This is a genomic window from Pseudomonas sp. 37 R 15 (assembly GCF_900004865.1).
Classification (GTDB): domain Bacteria; phylum Pseudomonadota; class Gammaproteobacteria; order Pseudomonadales; family Pseudomonadaceae; genus Aquipseudomonas; species Aquipseudomonas fluorescens_AM.
Genome location: NZ_CVTV01000058.1, coordinates 30552 through 50899, shown reverse-complemented (window position 1 = coordinate 50899; position 20348 = coordinate 30552). Strand labels below are relative to the sequence as shown.

General features: G+C 61.4%; 17 protein-coding genes. 9 read left to right on the top strand and 8 right to left on the bottom strand.

The features are described from left to right. Positions 1–37: 37 nt before the first annotated feature. Together BFQ04_RS23625 and BFQ04_RS23620 are read right to left on the bottom strand one after the other, a co-directional pair. Positions 38–1213 carry an integrase core domain-containing protein gene (locus BFQ04_RS23625; protein WP_065949219.1) on the bottom strand — a complete coding sequence of 392 codons (1176 nt, stop codon included), beginning with the start codon at positions 1211–1213 and terminating at the stop codon, positions 38–40. 546 nt (positions 1214–1759) lie between these two features. Then, positions 1760–2692 (bottom strand): iron-sulfur-binding ferredoxin reductase, encoded by a 933-nt coding sequence (locus BFQ04_RS23620; protein ID WP_065951346.1) that lies wholly within the window; start codon positions 2690–2692, stop codon positions 1760–1762. A gap of 214 nt (positions 2693–2906) precedes the next feature. Here BFQ04_RS23620 and BFQ04_RS23615 point away from each other — a divergent pair, with 214 nt between their 5' ends. The 5 genes from BFQ04_RS23615 to BFQ04_RS23595 all read left to right on the top strand — a co-directional run bounded on the left by BFQ04_RS23615 (position 2907) and on the right by BFQ04_RS23595 (position 10110). Next, positions 2907–4430, top strand: a complete 1524-nt coding sequence (locus tag BFQ04_RS23615) for a fumarate hydratase (protein WP_065951345.1) — start codon at positions 2907–2909, stop codon at positions 4428–4430. 236 nt (positions 4431–4666) lie between these two features. Then, complete coding sequence (locus BFQ04_RS23610; protein WP_065951344.1) at positions 4667–6433, top strand: ATP-binding protein; 1767 nt, start codon at positions 4667–4669, stop codon at positions 6431–6433. After that, positions 6427–7752 (top strand): sigma-54-dependent transcriptional regulator, encoded by a 1326-nt coding sequence (locus BFQ04_RS23605; RefSeq protein WP_065951343.1) that lies wholly within the window; start codon positions 6427–6429, stop codon positions 7750–7752. The genes BFQ04_RS23610 and BFQ04_RS23605 overlap by 7 nt, the downstream gene beginning before the upstream one ends. A gap of 272 nt (positions 7753–8024) precedes the next feature. After that, positions 8025–9344 carry an MFS transporter gene (locus BFQ04_RS23600; protein ID WP_065951342.1) on the top strand — a complete coding sequence of 440 codons (1320 nt, stop codon included), beginning with the start codon at positions 8025–8027 and terminating at the stop codon, positions 9342–9344. A 133-nt stretch (positions 9345–9477) separates the two neighbouring features. After that, positions 9478–10110 (top strand): flavin reductase family protein, encoded by a 633-nt coding sequence (locus BFQ04_RS23595; protein ID WP_065951341.1) that lies wholly within the window; start codon positions 9478–9480, stop codon positions 10108–10110. Between the two features lie 108 nt (positions 10111–10218). On the opposite strand, the gene BFQ04_RS23590 is transcribed toward BFQ04_RS23595, so the two are convergent. Then, positions 10219–10464 carry a hypothetical protein gene (locus tag BFQ04_RS23590; RefSeq protein ID WP_065951340.1) on the bottom strand — a complete coding sequence of 82 codons (246 nt, stop codon included), beginning with the start codon at positions 10462–10464 and terminating at the stop codon, positions 10219–10221. A 41-nt stretch (positions 10465–10505) separates the two neighbouring features. Beyond that, entirely contained in the window at positions 10506–10847 is a 342-nt protein-coding gene (locus BFQ04_RS23585; protein WP_065951339.1) for an antibiotic biosynthesis monooxygenase family protein, read from the bottom strand. A 328-nt stretch (positions 10848–11175) separates the two neighbouring features. On the opposite strand from BFQ04_RS23585, the gene BFQ04_RS23580 reads away from it, so the two are divergent. After that, complete coding sequence (locus BFQ04_RS23580; RefSeq protein ID WP_065951338.1) at positions 11176–12105, top strand: AraC family transcriptional regulator; 930 nt, start codon at positions 11176–11178, stop codon at positions 12103–12105. A 121-nt stretch (positions 12106–12226) separates the two neighbouring features. Here the strand turns inward: BFQ04_RS23580 and BFQ04_RS23575 are convergent, their stop codons facing one another. From BFQ04_RS23575 to edd, 4 genes are all read right to left on the bottom strand, one after another. Further along, a complete protein-coding gene (locus BFQ04_RS23575) occupies positions 12227–13696 on the bottom strand; it encodes an ATP-binding protein (protein WP_065951337.1) in 1470 nt (489 codons plus the stop codon). Next, on the bottom strand, positions 13686–14420 hold the full coding sequence (locus BFQ04_RS23570) for a response regulator (RefSeq protein ID WP_065951336.1): 735 nt from the start codon (positions 14418–14420) through the stop codon (positions 13686–13688). Before BFQ04_RS23570 ends, BFQ04_RS23575 begins: the two co-directional genes overlap by 11 nt. A 124-nt stretch (positions 14421–14544) precedes the next feature. Next, on the bottom strand, positions 14545–15501 hold the full coding sequence (locus BFQ04_RS23565) for a glucokinase (RefSeq protein WP_065951335.1): 957 nt from the start codon (positions 15499–15501) through the stop codon (positions 14545–14547). Then, the gene (gene edd, locus BFQ04_RS23560; RefSeq protein ID WP_065951334.1) at positions 15498–17324 is read right to left on the bottom strand and encodes a phosphogluconate dehydratase; all 1827 of its coding nucleotides are present in this window, start codon (positions 17322–17324) and stop codon (positions 15498–15500) included. The genes BFQ04_RS23565 and edd overlap by 4 nt, the downstream gene beginning before the upstream one ends. A gap of 222 nt (positions 17325–17546) precedes the next feature. Between edd and gap the strand changes: the two genes are divergently transcribed. The 3 genes from gap (at position 17547) to BFQ04_RS23545 (ending at position 20304) form a co-directional block, all read left to right on the top strand. After that, the gene (gene gap / locus BFQ04_RS23555) at positions 17547–18548 is read left to right on the top strand and encodes a type I glyceraldehyde-3-phosphate dehydrogenase (protein ID WP_057704386.1); all 1002 of its coding nucleotides are present in this window, start codon (positions 17547–17549) and stop codon (positions 18546–18548) included. Positions 18549–18740: 192 nt separating this feature from the next. Further along, a complete protein-coding gene (locus BFQ04_RS23550) occupies positions 18741–19259 on the top strand; it encodes an RNA polymerase sigma factor (protein ID WP_065951333.1) in 519 nt (172 codons plus the stop codon). 76 nt (positions 19260–19335) lie between these two features. Continuing rightward, positions 19336–20304: a FecR family protein gene (locus BFQ04_RS23545; RefSeq protein WP_065951332.1), complete on the top strand. Its 969-nt coding sequence runs from the start codon at positions 19336–19338 to the stop codon at positions 20302–20304. Positions 20305–20348 lie beyond the last annotated feature (44 nt).

Here is a 20348-nt window from a genome sequence, read left to right as displayed (position 1 = left end):
TGTACGGGTCAACCACATGGGTTACAAAAAAGTGCACTCACATAGGTGACACTTTGATTGAGACATAACCGTTCTTTGCATCTCTCGCATTCACATGGCCCAAGATCACAGGACCGAAGATTACATTCCATACCCCATCACCGATCATCTCCATTCCGATGGTCTGGTGACAAAGTAGATTGCCAACATAAACCCGCATGCCTCCTCGATTGATGATTCCGCTACTGTCGGCCAGGTAACTCTCAATATGACTCGCATAGATCATTTCCGGTAGCGTCTCTGGGTACATTCGAGTTGAAGGCGTATAGCAAGCAGCAGGCGTTTTCTGGCCAAGCGCCTCATGTCCACGCTCGTAATTGTAGTGCTGCAGGAAGCGATCAAAGTGTCGCTGCTGGGCTTCCCACGCAATTGCCGACGGGTGAGGTAATGTACTTTTCAGCGTCCGGTGCATGCGCTCATGCCGCCCATTCTGATCTGGGCGACCTGGCTCGATCCTCTCAGGAATGATCCCAAGTCTCATCCACCAAATCGACAGCTGTGACAGCCCTGCACGACTGGTGCTGGCAAACGGTATCCCATTGTCAGTACGAATACGCTCTGGCAGGCCGTATTCGCGAAAAACCCTTTCGAAGGTTTGCTGGGTTTCCTTCAGATTGGTGCTGCTCATGCTCTGGCACGCCAGCAAAAACCGGCTGGCATGATCCATGATCGTCAGCGGATAACACCAAATCCCTGCTCCGGTCAGGTATTGGCCCTTGTAATCAGCGCTGAACAACTGGTTGGGATTTTCTGCCTTGCGTAAAGGCTTGGGATACACAGCCACCCGTCGGCGCAATGGCTTGGGGGTAATCAAATCAGCTGCCTTGAGAATGTTGTAAATGGTCGTCTTCGAGGGCGGATCCTGATCTGGGAAACGCTGCATGAGGCTATTCTGAATCTTTTTCGGGCCGGGGATCGTCTCGCCACTTAAGCGAAATTCAACGATTGCCTGTTTCACAGCCAAGGGCACCACGTAGGTTTGGTTGTGGCGGCAGCGGCTACGTTCATCAAGCCCACTCGGGCCCTCTGCCTCGTAACGCCTGATCCACTTATACCCAGTCTTGCGGCTGACCTCATAGTCCCGGCACAGCTGGCTAAGGCTGTGCTTCTGGGACAGGTAATCGGCAATGAACATTACTTTAAGGTCCATAGGTTTCAGCTCTTTCCAGGGCATGGTCAGATCCTCGCGAAATCGACCCTGCCAGTTAAAAACTGTTACCTATGTGCGTGAACTGATTTGTAACCCATGTGGGTGAGTCATACCGGCAAGAGCGTTTTGCTTACTTTTGCGCTTTTCAAAAGTGAGCCGCCGTCAGGGCGGAACCCTAAGTGGCCGTGACCGAAGAAACGGATATGTACTCGGTCCAATCCAGCATCCTGGTCGGCCCAGAGGCCGCCATCGGGGGCAAGCCCCCTCCCACATTTGGGCCAGGATCGACACAAAATCCTGGTCGGCCCAGAGGCCGCCATCGGGAGCAAGCCCCCTCCCACATTTGGGCCAGGATCGACACAAAACCCTGGTCGGCCCAGAGGCCGCCATCGGGAGCAAGCCCCCTCCCACATTTGGGCCACGATCGACACAAAATCCTGGTCGGCCCAGAGGTCGCCATCGGGAGCAAGCCCCCTCCCACATTTGGGCCAGGATCGACACAAAATCCTGGTCGGCCCAGAGGCCGCCATCGGGAGCAAGCCCCCTCCCACAGTTAATCGCGCCCCCCCCTCAACCACGAGGCACAAACACATCAGCCAGCAGCTGATTACGCGGCAGCCCCGCCAAAAACAAACGCTTGGCGAACACCTCGACGCTGCCAGGGTGCCCGCACAGTAAAGCCAGCGTTTGCCGCGAAACAAGCCGCAGTTGCACCAATGCCTGGTCCAACTGCGCCGCCGTCCACAGCTCCACCGTCAGGTTGGAATGCTGCGCGGCGAGCTCTGCCAAGGGCCCGGCCAGATAATGCCCGTCAGCATCATGGGCCAGGTGAATCACGCGAATGGCGCCTTGGTGATCCTGGCGCAACGCTTCACGCAATACCCCCCACAACGGCCCCAGTCCAGTGCCGGAAGCGAGCAGCCACAGCGGTCGCATCTGCCAGTCCGGATCGTAATGCAGCGCCCCGCCCCGCAACTCGCCCAGGCGCAGACAATCACCGCTGTTCAACTGTCGCGCCGCATCGCTGAATTCGCCGGGTAAACGGCAATCCAGATGAAACTCCAGGTATGGCTCCTCCTGCGGCAAACTCGCCAGGGAATACGGCCGCGCCACCTGCCCCGCCCATAACACCAGGTGCTGCCCCGCCCTGTACCGCAGGCCGCGCTCCGGTTGCAGGCGCAGACGCAGCACCGATGCCGTCAGCCAATCGGCCCCCACCACCTGCGCCGCCAAACCGTCGCGCACAGGATCAAAGGCTTCGACCTGCAGATCGCCAACCACCTGGCACTGGCACGCCAGGCGCCAACCGTGCTGGCGTTGCTCCGGGCTCAACGCTTCAGGTTGCTTGTCCTGAACCTCGCCCTGGCAACGTACCAGGCAGGCATGGCAACTGCCGGCGCGGCAACTGTAGGGCACGGCCACACCTGCCTGGTTCAAGGCATCCAGCAGGTTGCTGCCGGTGGCGACCGACCAGTGGCGTTCGCCGACGTGCAGTTCAGGCATATAAAGGCTCTATCAGAAGGGACGTGCACAGGGAATCATGCCTGCGACAGTTTGACCATAGTCGGGTGTATCGGCCACCGCCACGGGTTATACTGCCGCGCCTTTTTAGCGTCGCGCCTGCACCAATGGCGTGCCTGTGGAAGGTGGCTTCAGCCGACCGATGCAACACTGAAGCCACCTTTATTGAATGTTCCCTTATAGAGGAGCGCGACTCATGACCGTGATCAAGCAAGACGACCTGATTCAGAGCGTTGCCGACGCCCTGCAATTCATTTCCTACTACCACCCGGTTGATTTCATCCAGGCGATGCACGAAGCCTACCTGCGCGAAGAATCGCCGGCCGCCCGTGATTCCATCGCCCAGATCCTGATCAACTCGCGCATGTGCGCCACCGGCCATCGCCCGATCTGCCAGGACACCGGTATCGTCACCGTGTTCGTGCGCGTGGGTATGGATGTCCGTTGGGATGGCGCCACCATGGGCCTGGACGACATGATCAACGAAGGCGTGCGTCGCGCCTACAACCTGCCGGAAAACGTGCTGCGCGCCTCCATCCTCGCCGATCCGGCAGGCGCGCGTAAAAACACCAAGGACAACACCCCGGCCGTGATCCACTACTCCATCGTCCCGGGTAACACCGTGGAAGTGGACGTGGCCGCCAAGGGCGGTGGTTCCGAAAACAAGTCGAAAATGGCCATGCTCAACCCGTCCGACTCGATCGTCGACTGGGTGCTCAAGACCGTTCCGACCATGGGTGCCGGCTGGTGCCCACCGGGCATGCTGGGTATCGGCATCGGCGGCACCGCCGAGAAGGCCGCGGTGATGGCCAAGGAAGTGTTGATGGAATCCATCGACATCCATGAGCTGAAGAAGCGCGGCCCGCAGAACCGTATCGAAGAGATGCGCCTGGAGCTGTTCGAGAAGGTCAACCAACTGGGCATCGGCGCCCAGGGCCTGGGTGGCCTGACCACCGTACTCGACGTGAAGATCATGGACTACCCGACTCACGCCGCTTCCCTGCCGGTGTGCATGATCCCCAACTGCGCCGCCACCCGCCATGCGCATTTCGTGCTCGACGGTTCGGGCCCGGCATCGCTGGAAGCGCCACCGCTGGACGCCTACCCGGAAATCGTCTGGGAAGCCGGCCCATCGGCCCGTCGCGTCAACCTCGACACCTTGACTCCGCAAGAAGTGCAGAGCTGGAAGCCGGGCGAAACCGTGTTGCTCAACGGCAAGATGCTCACCGGTCGCGACGCCGCGCACAAGCGCATGGTCGAGATGCTGAACAAGGGCGAAACCCTGCCGGTGGACCTCAAGGGTCGCTTCATCTACTACGTCGGCCCGGTTGATCCGGTGCGTGAAGAAGTGGTGGGCCCGGCAGGCCCGACCACCGCGACGCGGATGGACAAGTTCACCCGTCAGATCCTCGAACAAACCGGCCTGTTGGGCATGATCGGCAAATCCGAGCGCGGCCCCACCGCCATCGAAGCGATCAAGGACCACAAGGCCGTGTACCTGATGGCCGTGGGCGGCGCCGCGTACCTGGTGGCGCAAGCCATCAAGCAATCGCGCGTCGTCGCTTTCGCCGAACTGGGCATGGAAGCGATCTACGAGTTCGACGTGAAGGACATGCCGGTCACCGTTGCGGTGGACAGCAACGGCGAGTCGGTACACATCACCGGTCCTGCCATCTGGCAGAAGAAGATCAGTGAGAGCCTCGCGGTGGAAGTGCAGTAAGCACCTCCCTCCAAGGATAAAGGCGACTGCGGCCCCACGTCCCAGTCGCCTTTTTTCATGATGAGTGCAGCCAAATGTGGGAGGGGGCTTGCTCCCGATAGCGGTTAGTCAGTTCCAGATAGGCTGACTGGCATACCTCTATCGGGAGCAAGCCCCCTCCCACACCAGTCCTCTGACTGCACTACCCAATGGCTCATGGTATGGTGCTCGCCCCTTACCGGCCTGTTGATCATCGTATGATCGCGATCCCTCGCTCCCTGCGCCTGACCTTCTATTCGCTGCTGATCATCGCCGGTGCAGTACTGGCTGCCGCCCTGGCTACGCGCCATGCCGAACGCCAGGCTTTGGTGGACGATGCCGCCCGCGCCAACCAGCAGCTCGCGCTGTATGCCAACTCGCTGCACACCCTGATCGAACGCTACCGCGCCCTGCCCGCCGTGCTGGCCCTGGACTCGGAGATGATCAACGCCTTGAAAGGCCCGCTGGATGCCAGCACCCAGGACCTGCTCAACCGCAAGCTGGAACGCATCAACAGCGCCGCGCAGTCGTCCACCCTGGAACTGATGGACCGCACCGGCCTGGCCGTGGCCGCCAGCAACTGGAAGCTGCCCAGCAGTTACGTGGGGCACAACTACGCCTTTCGCCCCTATTTCAGCCAGACCTTGAGCCAGGGCACCGGGCGCTTTTATGCCGTGGGGGTGACTACCGGCATCCCGGGCTACTTCCTTTCCAGCGCAGTGGTCGATGAACACGAGCAGTTCCTCGGCGCCATGGTGGTCAAGCTGGAGTTTCCCGAACTGGAACGCGAATGGGCCCAGGGCAATGACTTGCTGCTGGTCAGCGATGCACGCGGCATTGTGTTCATCGCCAACCAGCCGGGCTGGCGCTATCGCAACCTGCGGCCGCTGTCAGGGAGCGACCTGGCTGAACTCAAGGCCACTCGTCAATACGACAAGAAGCAACTGCAGCCGCTGGAGACCAGCACCCTGCAACGCTTTGACGACAACAGCCATTTAATGCGCGTCAACGGCCCCGACGGCAGTGCCAACTACATCTGGGAGTCGCTGCCGCTCAAAGCCGAAGGCTGGACCCTGCACCTGCTGCGCAAACCCCAGTTCCCGTTTGAAGACCAGCGCAATGCCGGCCTGGCCGCCGCCGGGTCCTGGCTGGCCCTGGTGTTCCTTGTGCTGTTCCTGAGCCAACGCTGGCGCCTGGCGCGCCTGCGTCAACGCAGCCGCGAAGAGCTCGAACAATTGGTGGAGGAGCGCACCCGGGCCCTGCGCACCGCTCAGGATGGCCTGGTGCAGTCGGCCAAACTGGCGGCACTGGGGCAGATGTCCGCCGCCCTTGCCCACGAAATCAACCAACCACTGACCGCGCAACGCATGCAATTGGCGACGCTGCGACTGTTGCTCGACCACGGCCGCGTGGACGATGCCTACAAGGCACTCACACCGCTGGATGACATGCTCACGCGCATGGCGGCGCTGACGGGCCACCTCAAGACCTTCGCCCGAAAAAGCCCCAGCGGCCTGCGCGAACGCCTGGACCTGGCCACCGTGGTCGACCAGTCCCTGCATCTGCTCGATGCGCGCCTGCGCGATGAACACATCGGCGTAGCGCTGGACCTGACCCGCCCTGCCTGGGTACGGGGCGACGCGATTCGCCTCGAACAAGTGTTGATCAACCTGCTGCGTAACGCCCTGGATGCCATGGCCGACAAACCGCGCAAACGCCTGGAGATCCGTTTGCACGCCGACCAGCAGCTCTGGCAGTTAAGCGTCAGCGACAGCGGCGGCGGGATTGCCGAAGAACACTTGAACAACGTATTCGACCCCTTCTTCACCACCAAGCCAGTGGGTGACGGGCTCGGCTTGGGGTTGGCGGTGTCCTACGCTATCGTGCATGAACTGGGCGGACGCCTGATCGCCGGCAACCGGGGCGACGGCGCAGTGTTTACCTTGACCTTACCCGTCGCGCTGGAGACGCCCGACCTATGTTGAACGCGGTGATTGTGGTGGATGACGAAGCCAGCATTCGCACGGCCGTCGAACAATGGTTGAGCCTGTCGGGTTTCGCGGTGCAATTGTTCAGCCGTGCCGAAGAATGCCTGGCGCAGTTGCCCAGGGACTTCCCCGGCGTGATCCTGAGCGACGTGCGCATGCCCGGGCTCAGCGGCCTGGAGTTGCTGGCCGAAGTGCAGCGTCGTGATGCCGACTTGCCAGTGATTTTACTCACCGGCCATGGCGACGTGCCAATGGCCGTCGAAGCCATGCGCGACGGCGCCTACGACTTTCTGGAAAAACCTTTCAGCCCGGATACCCTGCTCAATAGCCTGCGTCGAGCGCTCGACAAACGCGGCCTGGTCCTGGAAAACCGCCGCCTGCATCAGCAGGCCGATCACCGCGCCCAACTGGAATCCAGCCTGCTGGGGGTGTCCCGCAGTTTGCAGCACCTGCGCCGCCAGGTGCTGGACCTGGCAGCGCTGCCGGTCAATGTGTTGATCCGTGGCGAGACCGGCAGCGGCAAGGAACTGGTGGCCCGCTGCCTGCATGATTTCGGCCTGCGGGCGAAGAAACCGTTTGTCGCGCTCAATTGCGCGGCCATTCCCGAACAGCTGTTCGAGGCCGAGTTGTTCGGCCATGAAAGCGGCGCGTTCACCGGCGCCCAGGGCAAGCGTATCGGCAAGCTGGAATATGCCCACGGCGGCACGCTGTTCCTTGATGAAATCGAAAGCATGCCCCTGGCCCAACAGGTGAAATTGTTGCGGGTGCTGCAGGAGCAGAAGCTTGAGCGGTTGGGTTCCAATCAAAGTATCCAGGTGGATTTACGCATCATTGCCGCCACCAAGCCGGACCTGCTGGAAGAGGCCCGTGCCGGGCGTTTTCGCGAAGACCTGGCGTATCGCCTGAACGTCGCGCAACTGCGCTTGCCACCGTTGCGCGAGCGGCGCGAAGACATCCCGTTGCTGTACGAGCATTTTGCGCAAAGCGCCGCCGAGCGTTTGGGCCGCCAGGTCGAACCCTTGAGCGGGCCGCAGTTGGGGCGCCTGCTCAGCCATGACTGGCCGGGCAATGTGCGTGAACTGGCCAACGTCGCTGAACGCCAGGTACTGGGGCTTGGAGAGCCTGAACCTGAGGGTGTCGAGGTCGGGCAATCGTTGGCGGCGCAACAGGAAGCCTTCGAGGCGCATTGCCTGAAAGCTGCGCTGACCCGACATAAAGGCGATATCAAGGCGGTGCTGGCGGAACTGCAACTGCCCCGCCGCACCTTCAATGAAAAGATGCAACGGCATGGGTTGGCAAGGGAGATGTTTCTTTAGCGGCCTTCCGATCGCTATCGGGGGCAAGCCCCCTCCCACACTTGGATGTGTTCACAAATCAAAATGTGGGAGGGGGCTTGCCCCCGATGACGCCCGCAGCCATAAGCGGATTTCCGCTCATCACCCCAGAACCATCAGCAATTTTCCGCTCAAAAAAACCTTGAAACCCTTCTACCCCGGGCCTTCATCCACCTGGCACAGCTTCTGCTATAGCCCAAGTCAGGCAGTGCTCAAGCACGCTCCATAAAAACAACTAGATGAAGGATCCTTCAATGGATAACTCCAATACCTTGCCTCTGGGGTCGGCAGCTGCGCCGGCGAAAGAACGCACGACCTCCAGCCGGATCAAATCGATCTTCAGCGGCTCCGTCGGCAACATGGTCGAGTGGTATGACTGGTACGTCTATGCCGCATTCTCGCTGTACTTCGCCAAAACCTTCTTCCCCAAAGGCGACACCACCGCCCAATTGCTCAACACCGCCGCGATCTTCGCCGTGGGCTTTTTGATGCGTCCTATCGGCGGCTGGCTGATGGGCCTTTACGCCGACAAAGTCGGGCGTAAAAAAGCCCTGATGGCCTCGGTCTACCTGATGTGCTTCGGCTCACTGTTGATTGCCCTGAGCCCAAGCTATGAACTCATCGGTATCGGTGCACCCATCCTGCTGGTGTTTGCCCGGTTGCTGCAGGGGCTGTCGGTCGGTGGCGAATACGGCACCTCCGCCACGTACCTCAGCGAGATGGCGACCAAGGAACGTCGCGGTTTCTACTCCAGCTTCCAGTACGTGACCCTGATCTCCGGCCAGCTCATCGCGCTGGCGGTGCTGATCGTGCTGCAACAACTGCTGACCACCGAGCAACTGTACGCCTGGGGCTGGCGCATTCCGTTCGCCATCGGCGCCCTGTGCGCAGTGGTTGCGCTCTATCTGCGTCGCGGCATGGAAGAAACCGAGTCGTTCACCAAAAAGGAAAAAGCCAAGGAAAGCGCGATGCGCACCTTGATGCGCCACCCCAAGGAACTGCTCACCGTGGTGGGCCTGACCATGGGCGGCACCCTGGCCTTCTACACCTACACCACTTACATGCAGAAATACCTGGTGAACACCGTCGGCATGAGCATCTCCGACTCCACCACCATCTCGGCGGCGACGCTGTTTCTGTTCATGTGCCTGCAACCCCTGGTGGGCGGCCTGTCGGACAAGATTGGTCGGCGCCCGATCCTGATCGCCTTCGGCGTCCTCGGCACGCTGTTTACCGTGCCGATCCTCACCACCCTGCACACCATCCAGACCTGGTGGGGCGCGTTCTTCCTGATCATGGCCGCGCTGATCATCGTCAGCGGCTATACCTCGATCAATGCGGTGGTCAAAGCCGAGCTGTTCCCGACTGAAATCCGCGCCCTCGGCGTGGGCCTGCCGTATGCCCTGACCGTGTCGATCTTCGGCGGTACCGCTGAATACATTGCCCTGTGGTTCAAGAGCATCGGCATGGAGACCGGTTATTACTGGTACGTGACCGCGTGTATCGCGGTGTCGTTGCTGGTCTATGTGACCATGAAGGACACCCGCAAGCATTCGCGGATTACCACCGACTAAAAATGTGGGAGGGGGCTTGCCCCCGATAGCGGTGTATCCGTCATCTATACAGTGACTGAACCACCGATATCGGGGGCAAGCCCCCTCCCACATTGGATATGATGTGGGCTCCAGAATTGAGAGCAGACAGGCTATGTCCGACGATATCCACTTCTACGAACCCGCCAACGGCCACGGCCTGCCCCATGATCCGTTCAATGCCATCGTCGGCCCGCGCCCGATCGGCTGGATCTCGTCACACGACCGCGAAGGTCGCCTGAACCTGGCGCCCTACAGCTTCTTCAACGCGTTCAACTACATTCCGCCGATCATTGGGTTTTCCAGCGTCGGGCGCAAAGACAGCCTGAACAATATCGAACAGACCGGCGAGTTCGTGTGGAACCTGGCGACCCGCCCGCTGGCCGAGCAGATGAACCAGAGTTGCGCGGCTGTTTCGCCGGACGTGAATGAATTCGAGTTGGCCGGCCTGACGCCGATGGCTTCGAAAATCGTCGGCGTCCCGCGGGTGGGCGAGAGCCCGGTGTCGTTCGAATGCAAGGTGACGCAGATTATCCAGCTGCAACGCGCCGACCAGCAGTTGGTCCCCAGCTGGCTGGTGCTGGGCGAAGTGGTCGCGGTGCACATCGCCAAATGGCTGCTCAAGGATGGGATCTACGACACGGCCGCCGCCGAGCCGATTCTGCGCGGTGGCGGCCCGGCGGATTATTTCCAGTTAGGCCCTGAAGCGCTGTTCAAGATGTACCGGCCAGGCGCCACAAAACCCTGACTGAAATGCAATCAAACATGTGGGAGGGGGCTTGCCCCCGATGACTGTGTATCAGCTGCAAATTTGCTGGCTGACCCACCGCTATCGGCGGCAAGCCCCCTCACCCATTTAGTCAGCGGCAGGCGCCCAAACCAGTTGGCCGTCTGCATCCACATCAACCAGGCACTCAAGCTGCACAGCCGCCGCATCATCGGCATCGGACGCGGTCTTGAACGTCTGACCGTCCAGGATCTTGTGAAATCGCGGAGCGCCCATGCCATCGAGTGCCTTGACGGCAACGGCGGCGCTGTAGCCACTCTCTCCCGGTACGACGGCGGAAACGGCTTCGTGGTGGGCAAATTGTTTACGTGCCATGTTGCAGGTCCTGGCCAATGAAAAGTCGGCCATTCTAACCCCTAACCGGCCAGTTGCAGGTACTCGCCGTAGGCGTTGACGGCGGATGCGTCGGTGAAGGTCTGGAAGTCCATGCTGCGCACGACCCTGTCGTTCAACAACTCGGTGAAGATCATCAGGGCCGGGGAATTGAAGTAGGCGCTCATCGCCTGCTCGCTGCTCCATACACCCGTGACCAACCACACATCGGGGTCGACCTGGGAATGCTGCAACGAAAATTGCAGGCAACCCTGAGCCTGTCGGCCCGGTTCGATCAAACTGCTCAAGCGTGCACCCAGCTCGGTGCTGCACCCGGTACGGGCACGGATAAAGGCCATATGGCTCGCGGGAATGGGGGTGGACATGTTCGACTCTCCCGTTGAGAAGTGATGCTCGGCAACCACGGTGAGGGCGTGTTGCCACAGGATCAAAGATAGCGGCGCAGGGTTGGGCGCGGTTAGTCGATTCCTGCAGGCTTCTTGCACAATCCTGCCAGAAGCGTAGGCAGGACGTTCGCGCAGCCGTTTTATTCCACGCCCAAGCGGCGTGTTTCAGGGAGATGACAGCGGCTTTGCTTGCCTGATTCACGACAGGGCGCAGGATCAGGCAAGGATTGTGCAGAATTGACATAACACTGTTTGAAACTCCACCGCTAAGCTGAGCCCCATCAAACCTGCGTGTAGAGGACGCCTCATGTCGTCGCCTGACCTCAAGCCCACTCCCCTCGATGCCGAGATGGAAAAGCAGCGTGCCGAACTGGCCAGCATCGTGCACCGCCATACCTGGGAAGACGGTTCCTACGGTACGGCGATCACTTCGCTGTACCTGAACCGCCACAACACGCCGCGCGACTTCATGCCGGTGCTGGTGGAACCGGCATTGTGCATCCTCGCCAGTGGCAGCAAGGAAGTGCGCCTCGCCGACGAAATCTTCGCCTATGACCCGCTCAACTATCTGGTGTTCTCGGTGGCCATGCCGGTGGCCGGGCGGATTATCGACGCCACCCCGGAAGACCCCAACCTGTCGGTGCGCATCAATATCGACCCGGCCCAACTCACCGCACTGATTGCCGAAGCCGGCCCGATGGGCGTGCCGTCGCGTCCTACGTCCCGTGGCATGTACGTCGACCGCATCGACAATCAACTGCTCGATGCCGTGCTGCGCCTGAGCCGCCTGCTGGACACGCCCAAAGACATCGCGATGCTTGCGCCGCTGATCAACCGCGAAATTCTCTACCGCTTGTTGCGTGGTCCCCAAGGCTATCGCCTGTATGAAATCGCCGTCGCCAACAGCCAGAGTCACCGGGTGAGCCAGGCGATCAAGTGGTTGAACGGCAACTACGAACAGCCGCTGCGCATCGATGACCTGGCCCGGGAAGTGAACCTGAGCGTGTCGACCTTGCATCACCGCTTCAAGGCGATCACCGCCATGAGCCCGCTGCAGTACCAGAAACAACTGCGCCTGCAGGAAGCGCGGCGGCTGATGATTGCCGAAGGGCTGGAGGCCTCGGCGGCGGGGTATCGGGTGGGGTATGAAAGCCCGTCGCAGTTCAGCCGGGAGTACAGCCGGTTGTTTGGCGCGCCGCCTTTACGCGACTTGGCCCGCTTGCGCCAAAGCATCTGACTCAATGAGTTTCAAAATGTGGGAGGGGGCTTGCCCCCGATTGCGGTGGGCCAGTTGCAAATGAGCTGACTGATACACCGCTATCGGGGGCAAGCCCCCTCCCACATTGGTCCGTATCCGGTCAGTCCAATCCGCGCGGTAGCTGCAAGGTAACGCGCAGGCCGCCTTCGCGCAGGTTCTGCAAACTCACTTCGCCCCCATGGCTATGGGCGATATTGCGCGCAATGCCCAATCCCAAACCGTAGCCCTGCTGCTGCCCGGCCAGGCGAAAGTGTGGCTCGAACACCTGCTCCAGGCGCTGTTCCGGCACGCCGGGGCCTTCGTCGTCCACGTGCAGGATGAACTCGGCGCCATCGTCCTCGATGTGCAAATGCGCGTTCTGTCCGTATTTCAACGCATTGTCGATCAGGTTGCCGATGCAGCGCTTGAGCGCCAGCGGCTTGCCCGGATAGGTGGCCAGGGCCTGCCCATGCTGGGTCACTCGTCCGTTGCCGTTGGGCGCAAGGTAGGGTTCCACCAGGCATTCGAGCACGTGGTTGAGGTCCACCGGCTGGATGTTCTCGTGGATATCGGTGTCTTTCACGCACTGCAGCGCGCCCTTGACCAGCAATTCCAGCTCATCCAGGTCACGCCCGAATTTGTTTTGCAGGTTCTCATCGTCGAGCAATTCCACGCGCAGGCGCAGGCGCGTGATGGGGGTGCGCAGGTCGTGGGAGATCGCGCTGAACAGCTGGCTGCGCTCGGTCAGGTAGCGGCTGATGCGCTCACGCATGGCATTGAACGCACGCCCCACTTCCACCACTTCACTGCCGCCGCCCTCGGCAACCGGTTCCACGTCCGCCCCCAGGGACATGTCCCGCGCCGCCCGCGCCAGGCGCTTGAGCGGTCGGCTTTGCCAATGCACCAGCAGGCCGATAAACAGCAGCAGGAAGCCGCTGGTCAACACGATAAACCACACCTGCTGGGCCGGCAGGCCCTGCTCTTCAAGGCTGGTGTAGGGTTCGGGCAACAGCGAGGCGATGTACAGCCATTCACCCGGCGCCAGCTGAATCTGGGTGACCAGTACCGGTGGGTTGACCGGCTCCAGGGTCAACGCGTAGTGGGCCCAGGAGCGCGGCAGTTCGTCGAGCTTGAGGCCGGCATTGAAGATGCGCAGGTCTTCGGCGCTGACGAACTCCACCGAGATATGCACATCGGCGCCGAGGGTCTGGCGCAACACGTCGTCCACAGCCACCAGCACCGCCTGCTTGCGCGGGGTTTCGGGCAATACCTGCATGTCCAGCGGACGATCATTGAGGGTCACCACAAAACGCGTGCCGCCCATACTGCGCAACTGGTCGAGCACCAGTGGGCGATAGGCCACCGGCAATGAACGGAAGTAACTCACGCTGGCGGTCATCGAATGCGCCAGGCTACGGGCGCTGGTGACCAGGCCTTCCAACTGCGTGGCGCGCAGCTGCGAGACCCAGATCACGCTGGACAGCGCCTGGGCGAACAACACGGCGAGCAAGGTCAGCAGCAACATGCGCCCCAGCAGCGAGCGTGGCACGGGGAAACGGCGGCGGCGTTCGCTCAGGTGTTCAGTGGGCATTGCCGGCAACCACGCTGGCTGCCAGTTGATAGCCGCTGCCGCGCACGGTGCGGATCAGCCGCGGAGGTTTCTCGGTATCGCGCAGGCGTTGGCGCAGGCGGCTGACGGCCATGTCGACGATGCGGTCCAGCGGCATCAGGTCGCGGCCACGGGTGGCATTGCCGATGGTGTCGCGGTCGAGGATCTGTTGCGGGTGGTCGAGAAACAGCTTGAGCAAGGCAAAGTCGGCACCGGAGAGGATCACCTCTTCGCCGTCCACATGAAACAGACGGTGGCTGACCGTATCCAGGCGCCATTCGTCGAACACCAGCACCTCGCCGGCACCGCTGCGCTCCTGGCCGAACTGACAACGACGCAACAGCGCCTTGATCCGCGCCTGCAATTCGCGGGGGCTGAACGGCTTGCCGATATAGTCATCGGCGCCCAGCTCCAGGCCGATCACGCGGTCGGCTTCGTCGGAACTGGCGGTGAGCATGATGATCGGCACCTGCGCCTGGCGCGGGTGCTGGCGAACCCAGCGGCAGAGGCTGAAACCGTCTTCGTCCGGCAACATCACATCGAGGATCACCAGGTCGCACGGCGCCTCGCCCATCGCCTGGCGGAACCCCGCGCCATCGGCCACGCCACGCACCTGGAAGCCGGCGCGACTGAGGTAGGTCTGCAGCAATTCGCGGATTTCCTGGTCGTCGTCGACGAGGAGAATGGATTTACTGATTACGCTCACGGGGCCTCCTTGTTGTTGTGGGGTGTTCTTGAGGGCCTCATCGGGGGCAAGCCCCCTCCCACATTTGAAGGTATTCACAAATCGATAGGTGGGAGGGGCTTGCCCCCGATGAGGCCATCACAGCCTAAGCAAATGCCTGCTCAAGCGCCACACCCGCCCCGGTCAACCCGGAATACGGCGCGGTCACCAGCCACACCGGAATCCCTTTGAAATAGTCGCTCATGCAGCCTTTATCGGCAAAGCTCTTGGCAAAACCGCTGTTGATAAAGAAGTCGGCAAACCTCGGTATCACCCCGCCCACGATGTACACGCCACCACGCCCGCCGGTGGTCAGCACGTTGTTGCCCGCCACGCGGCCCAGCCAGATGCTGAACTGGTTCAGGACTTCCATCGCCACCGGATCGCCCGCCAGGCCCGCTGCCGTGATGGCCTCGGGCGTGTCCAGCACCGGTGTGTGCCCGTCCACCGCGCAGATCGCCCGGTACAGGCGCGGCAAGCCGCCGCCGCTCAAGGCGGTTTCGGCGCTGACATGGCCGATCTCGCTGTGGATGTGCTGCCACAACTGGGTTTCGCGCGGGCTGCCCAGGGGCAGGTCAACATGGCCACCCTCCCCCGGCAATGCCGCAAAGCGCCCTGCGCCAAGGTCCAGCAGGGTACCGACGCCCAGGCCGGTGCCGGGGCCGATCACCACTGCCGGGCGCAACAGCTCCGGGGTGCCTTCGCAGACTACCCGGAATTCGTCGGGCTGCAGGCGGGTCATGCCCAGGGCCATGGCCGAAAAATCGTTGACCAGCAGCAGTTCGTCCACCTGCAACGCCTGGCAAAACGCCGTCTTGCTCAGGCGCCAGTGATTATTGGTGAACTTGAATTCATCGCCGCTCACCGGCCCGGCAACCGACAGGCAAACTGCCCCGATATCGCCGATATTCAAGCCTTCTTCCGCCAGATAGAACCTGATCGCGTCTTCAGGGCTGGGGTAGTCCGCCGTGGCATGCACACGAATCGAGTGCAGTGCCTGATCCCGCCACAACGCAAAACGGGCGTTGGTACCCCCGATATCACCGACCAGCGCTAACTTCACTTAAGCGTCTCCAAGGCAGAGGTAAAGGCGCTGGCGCCCTGCTCTGCGGAGCTTGCGGCCAAGCGCATGAATGCAAACAACTCGCGACCAGCGCCCACGTTATTGCCCAACAGGCCAGTGGCAGGCGTGCGCGCTGCAAATACGTCGGCATCCACCTTAAGCTCCAGGGTGCCGGTCACGCCATCGACGCGAATGATATCGCCATCCCGGACCCGTGCCAGCGGCCCGCCGCTCTGGGCTTCGGGGTTGACGTGGATCGCGGCGGGAATCTTACCCGAGGCGCCGGACATGCGCCCGTCTGTTACCAACGCCACTTTGAAACCACGGTCCTGCAACACGCCGAGAAACGGGGTCATCTTGTGCAATTCCGGCATGCCGTTGGAACGCGGGCCCTGGAAGCGCATCACCGCAACGAAGTCTTTTTCCAGCAGGCCCGCCTTGAAGGCATCGGCCAGGTCCTGTTGATCCTGGAACACCACCGCCGGCGCTTCGACCACCTGATGCTCCGGTGCGACCGCAGACACTTTCATCACGCCACGGCCAAGGTTGCCTTCCATCACACGCAAGCCGCCTTCCGGCGAAAACGCACGGGCCACGGGGCGCAGGATGGTTTCGTCGAGGCTTTCGATGGGGCCGTCGCGCCAGATCAGTTCGCCATCGACCAGGAACGGCTCCTGGGTGTAGCGGCTCAAGCCTTTACCCGCCACGGTGTTGACGTCTTCGTGGAGCAGGCCGGCTTCGAGCAGTTCGCGGATCAGGAACGACATGCCGCCCGCCGCCTGGAAGTGGTTGATGTCAGCCTTGCCGTTCGGGTACACGTGAGACAGGGTCGGCACCACCTCGGAGAGGTCGGCCATGTCCTGCCAGGTCAGGATGATACCCGCCGACATGGCGATGGCCGGCATGTGCAGGGTGTGGTTGGTGGACCCGCCCGTGGCGTTGAGGGCGACGATGGAGTTGACGATGGATTTTTCGTCGACGATCTCGCCGATGGGCGTGAAGTTGCCGTTGGCCTTGGTCAGGCGCGTGACCTGGTGCGCGGCCTCGCGGGTCAATGCGTCACGCAGCGGCGTGTACGGGTTGACGAACGAAGCGCCAGGCAGGTGCAGGCCCATGACTTCCATCAACAGTTGGTTGGTGTTGGCGGTGCCGTAGAAGGTGCAGGTGCCGGGGCTGTGATAGGACTTCATCTCCGACTCCAGCAACTCTTCGCGGCTGGCCTTGCCTTCGGCGTAGCGCTGGCGCACATCGGCCTTCTGCTTGTTGGAGATACCCGACGGCATCGGCCCGCCGGGCACGAAGATCATTGGCAGGTGACCATAGCGCAGCGCGCCCATCATCAGGCCGGGAACAATTTTGTCGCAGATGCCCAGCATCAACGCGGCGTCGAACATGTTGTGGGACAGCGCTACCGCCGTGGACATGGCGATGACTTCACGGCTGAGCAGGCTCAGCTCCATGCCCGGCTCGCCCTGGGTGACGCCGTCGCACATGGCGGGCGTGCCGCCGGCGAACTGGCCGACCGAGCCGACTTCGCGCAGGGCTTTCTTGATTTGTTCAGGGAAATGTTCGTACGGCTGATGCGCCGAGAGCATGTCGTTATATGAAGAAACAATTGCCACGTTGGCGGCATTCATCATGCGCAGGCTGTTTTTGTCCTCGGTGCCGCAACCGGCCACGCCATGGGCGAAGTTGGCGCATTGCAGCTTGCCGCGCATCGGACCGTCGCTGGCGGCGCCGCGAATGAGCGCAAGGTAGGCCTCGCGGGTGGCGCGGCTGCGGGCGATAAGCCGTTCGGTGACCTCAAGAACGCGGGGATGCATGTATAGAACTCCAGGCTAACGGATGTGGCGACCTGAGAGTCTATGCTGATCAAACGCCCACGGCTCATGGGATGGCAGGGGGTCGTTTGAATCATCGGACCAGTTGATTCAGGTCACTCGTTGTAGATTGAACAAAATATTGCCACTAAAAAGGCTTGTTTTCTATTTTTATGCGAATAATCTTGTAATTCTTACAACAAATCGACGACAGGCACTTTTCCAATGACTCTACGTATCGCAATCAATGGTTTTGGCCGTATCGGCCGTAATGTCCTGCGCGCACTGTATACCCAAGGCTATCGCCAGGATCTGCAGATCGTCGCCATCAACGACCTGGGCGACAGTTCGATCAATGCCCACCTGCTCAAATACGACACCGTACATGGCACATTCGACGCAGAGGTCGCCCACGATCAGGAAAGCCTGACCGTCAACGGTGACCGGATTGCCGTGAGTGCCATTCGCAACCCGGCCGACCTGCCGTGGGCCGCGCACAAGATCGACGTGGTGTTCGAATGCACCGGCCTGTTCACCGACCGTGACAAGGCTGCCGCGCATATCAGCGCCGGCGCGCGCAAGGTGATCATCTCCGCACCGGCCAAGGGCGCGGACGCGACCGTGGTCTATGGCGTAAACCATGACATTCTGCGTCAATCGCACCAGATCATCTCCAACGCTTCGTGCACCACCAACTGCCTGGCACCCGTCGCCCAGGTGCTGCACCGGGAGCTGGGCATCGAAAGCGGCCTGATGACCACTATTCACGCCTATACCAACGACCAGAACCTGACCGACGTCTACCACACCGACCCGTACCGCGCGCGTTCGGCCACCCAGAACATGATCCCGAGCAAGACCGGCGCCGCCGAAGCCGTCGGCCTGGTATTGCCGGAGCTGGCGGGCAAGCTGACCGGCATGGCCGTGCGCGTGCCGGTGATCAACGTGTCGCTGGTGGACCTCACCGTACAGCTGAAAAAAGAAGCCACCGCCGACGAAGTCAACGCACTGTTGAAGCAGGCCAGCCAGCACTCGAAAATCCTCGGCTACAACACCCTGCCGCTGGTTTCCAGTGACTTCAACCATAACCCGCTGTCGTCGATCTTCGATGCCAACCACACCAAGGTCAGCGGTAAGCTGCTCAAGGTACTGGCGTGGTATGACAACGAGTGGGGCTTCTCGAACCGGATGCTGGATAACTGCCTGGCGCTGTGTAACGCCGAGTAATCCTCGGACTGTAGGAGCGAGCTTGCTCGCGAAGAACGCATAAACACCGCGTTCATTCAGGCTGCCAGCGTTATCGTTGACGACCTTCGCGAGCGAGCTCGCTCCTACAGGATTAACGCTTAGCAAAGTGCCACTTGCCATTTCAGTTGATGATAAGCATTATCATTAACTGCATGTCGATCTGGTATCACTGTGAGCCTATCTCGCTTCAACCACGTCTTTCTCGCCCAACGGGTGATCCTGCTGCGCACGCTGCAGCGCATGGTGAATAACCACAGCACCGCCGAGGACCTGTTGCAGGAAACCTACCTGCGGGTGACTCGGGCCTTGAGTGAGCGGCCGATCGACCACCTTGAACCCTTCGTCTACCAGACCGCGCGCAACCTGGCGCTGGACCATTTGCGTTCGCGCAGGATCCAGGCCCGCACCCTGCAGGAAGATGTCCCGCTGGATATCCTGCAAAGCGTCGCCGCCCCCATCAGCACGCCCGAAGACGCCACCCAGGCCGAGCAATTGCTTGAGCACCTGAGCGTCAGCCTGGGCCAGTTGAGCGCGCGCCAGCAACGGATCTTCATCCTCAGCCGCCTGCACGGTTGCAGCTACCAGGAGATTGCCGATCAGTTGCAAGTGTCCTTGAGCACGGTGCAGAAGGAACTGAAATTGATCATGGCCATCTGTGTAGGTGTAGCCGAGCGGTTGGATCAGCCTTAAGCTCCATCAGACAGAGGTTATCGATCCAGCCTGTAGGAAATAATGAATAAAACGTGGCGAAGACCCGAGGAACACCGTGACGGACCCGAATAGACTGCGCCCCCATGAGCTGGCTCATGAGGTGCTGCAAGACACGGCCATGGACCAAGCGCTCGATTGGCTGATCGCCTTGCAGTGCCCGCAACCCGGCCAACAAGCCGCCTTCCAGGCCTGGCTGGCGCAGGACCCGGCGCATGCCCACGCGTTCAGCAAGGCCCAGTCCGCCTGGGGTGGCGCGCCGGTGCACAGCGCCGCCGTGGCGTTGGCCGCGCCGCGCAGACCGAGCGCCTGGCGCCGGGTCAAACCGCATTGGAAACCCCTGGCCACCGCTGCCGTGCTGCTGCTCGGTCTGTTCAGCTTCAGCGACCTGCCGGTACGCCTGCAGGCCGACCACCTCACTGTGGTCGGTGAGCGCCAGCGTCTGCAACTGGATGACGGCTCCCATGTCCTGCTGAACACCCATTCGGCGTTTTCCAGCCGCATCCAAGACCACCAGCGCATCGCCCGCCTCTACCAGGGCGAAGCGTTTTTCGACATCGCCCCCGCCCGTGGCCTGCCGCTGGAAATCGACGCCGGCCCGGTGCGCGCCAGCGTGCGCGACACTGCGTTTGCCGTGCGCTATCTCAACGGCGAAGCCCAGGTGCAAGTGCAACGCGGTGATGTCGACCTGAGCAATACCTTCGACGACGCCCGGGTGCGCCTGAGTGCCGGCGAAAGCATCCGCATCGGCCCCAGGGGCTTCGGCCAGCCGGCCAAGCTGGACGCCGGCAAGGACCTGGCCTGGGTCCAGGGCCGGCTGGTGTTCGAAAACTGCCCGATGAGCGAAGTGCTGGCGGAGTTGCGCCGCTATTATCCGGGCTGGATCGTCAACACCAACGACAAGCTCGCCAGCGTCGCCGTCACCGGTAACTACCGCCTCGACCAACCATTGGACGTGGTGCGTTCCCTGGCCCACATCACCTCGGCCAAGCTGTCGGAATACCCGGCGCTGGTGATTTTGAACTGAATGAGAAATATTTTTACTCGATATTAACCGGCGATACGTCTCGT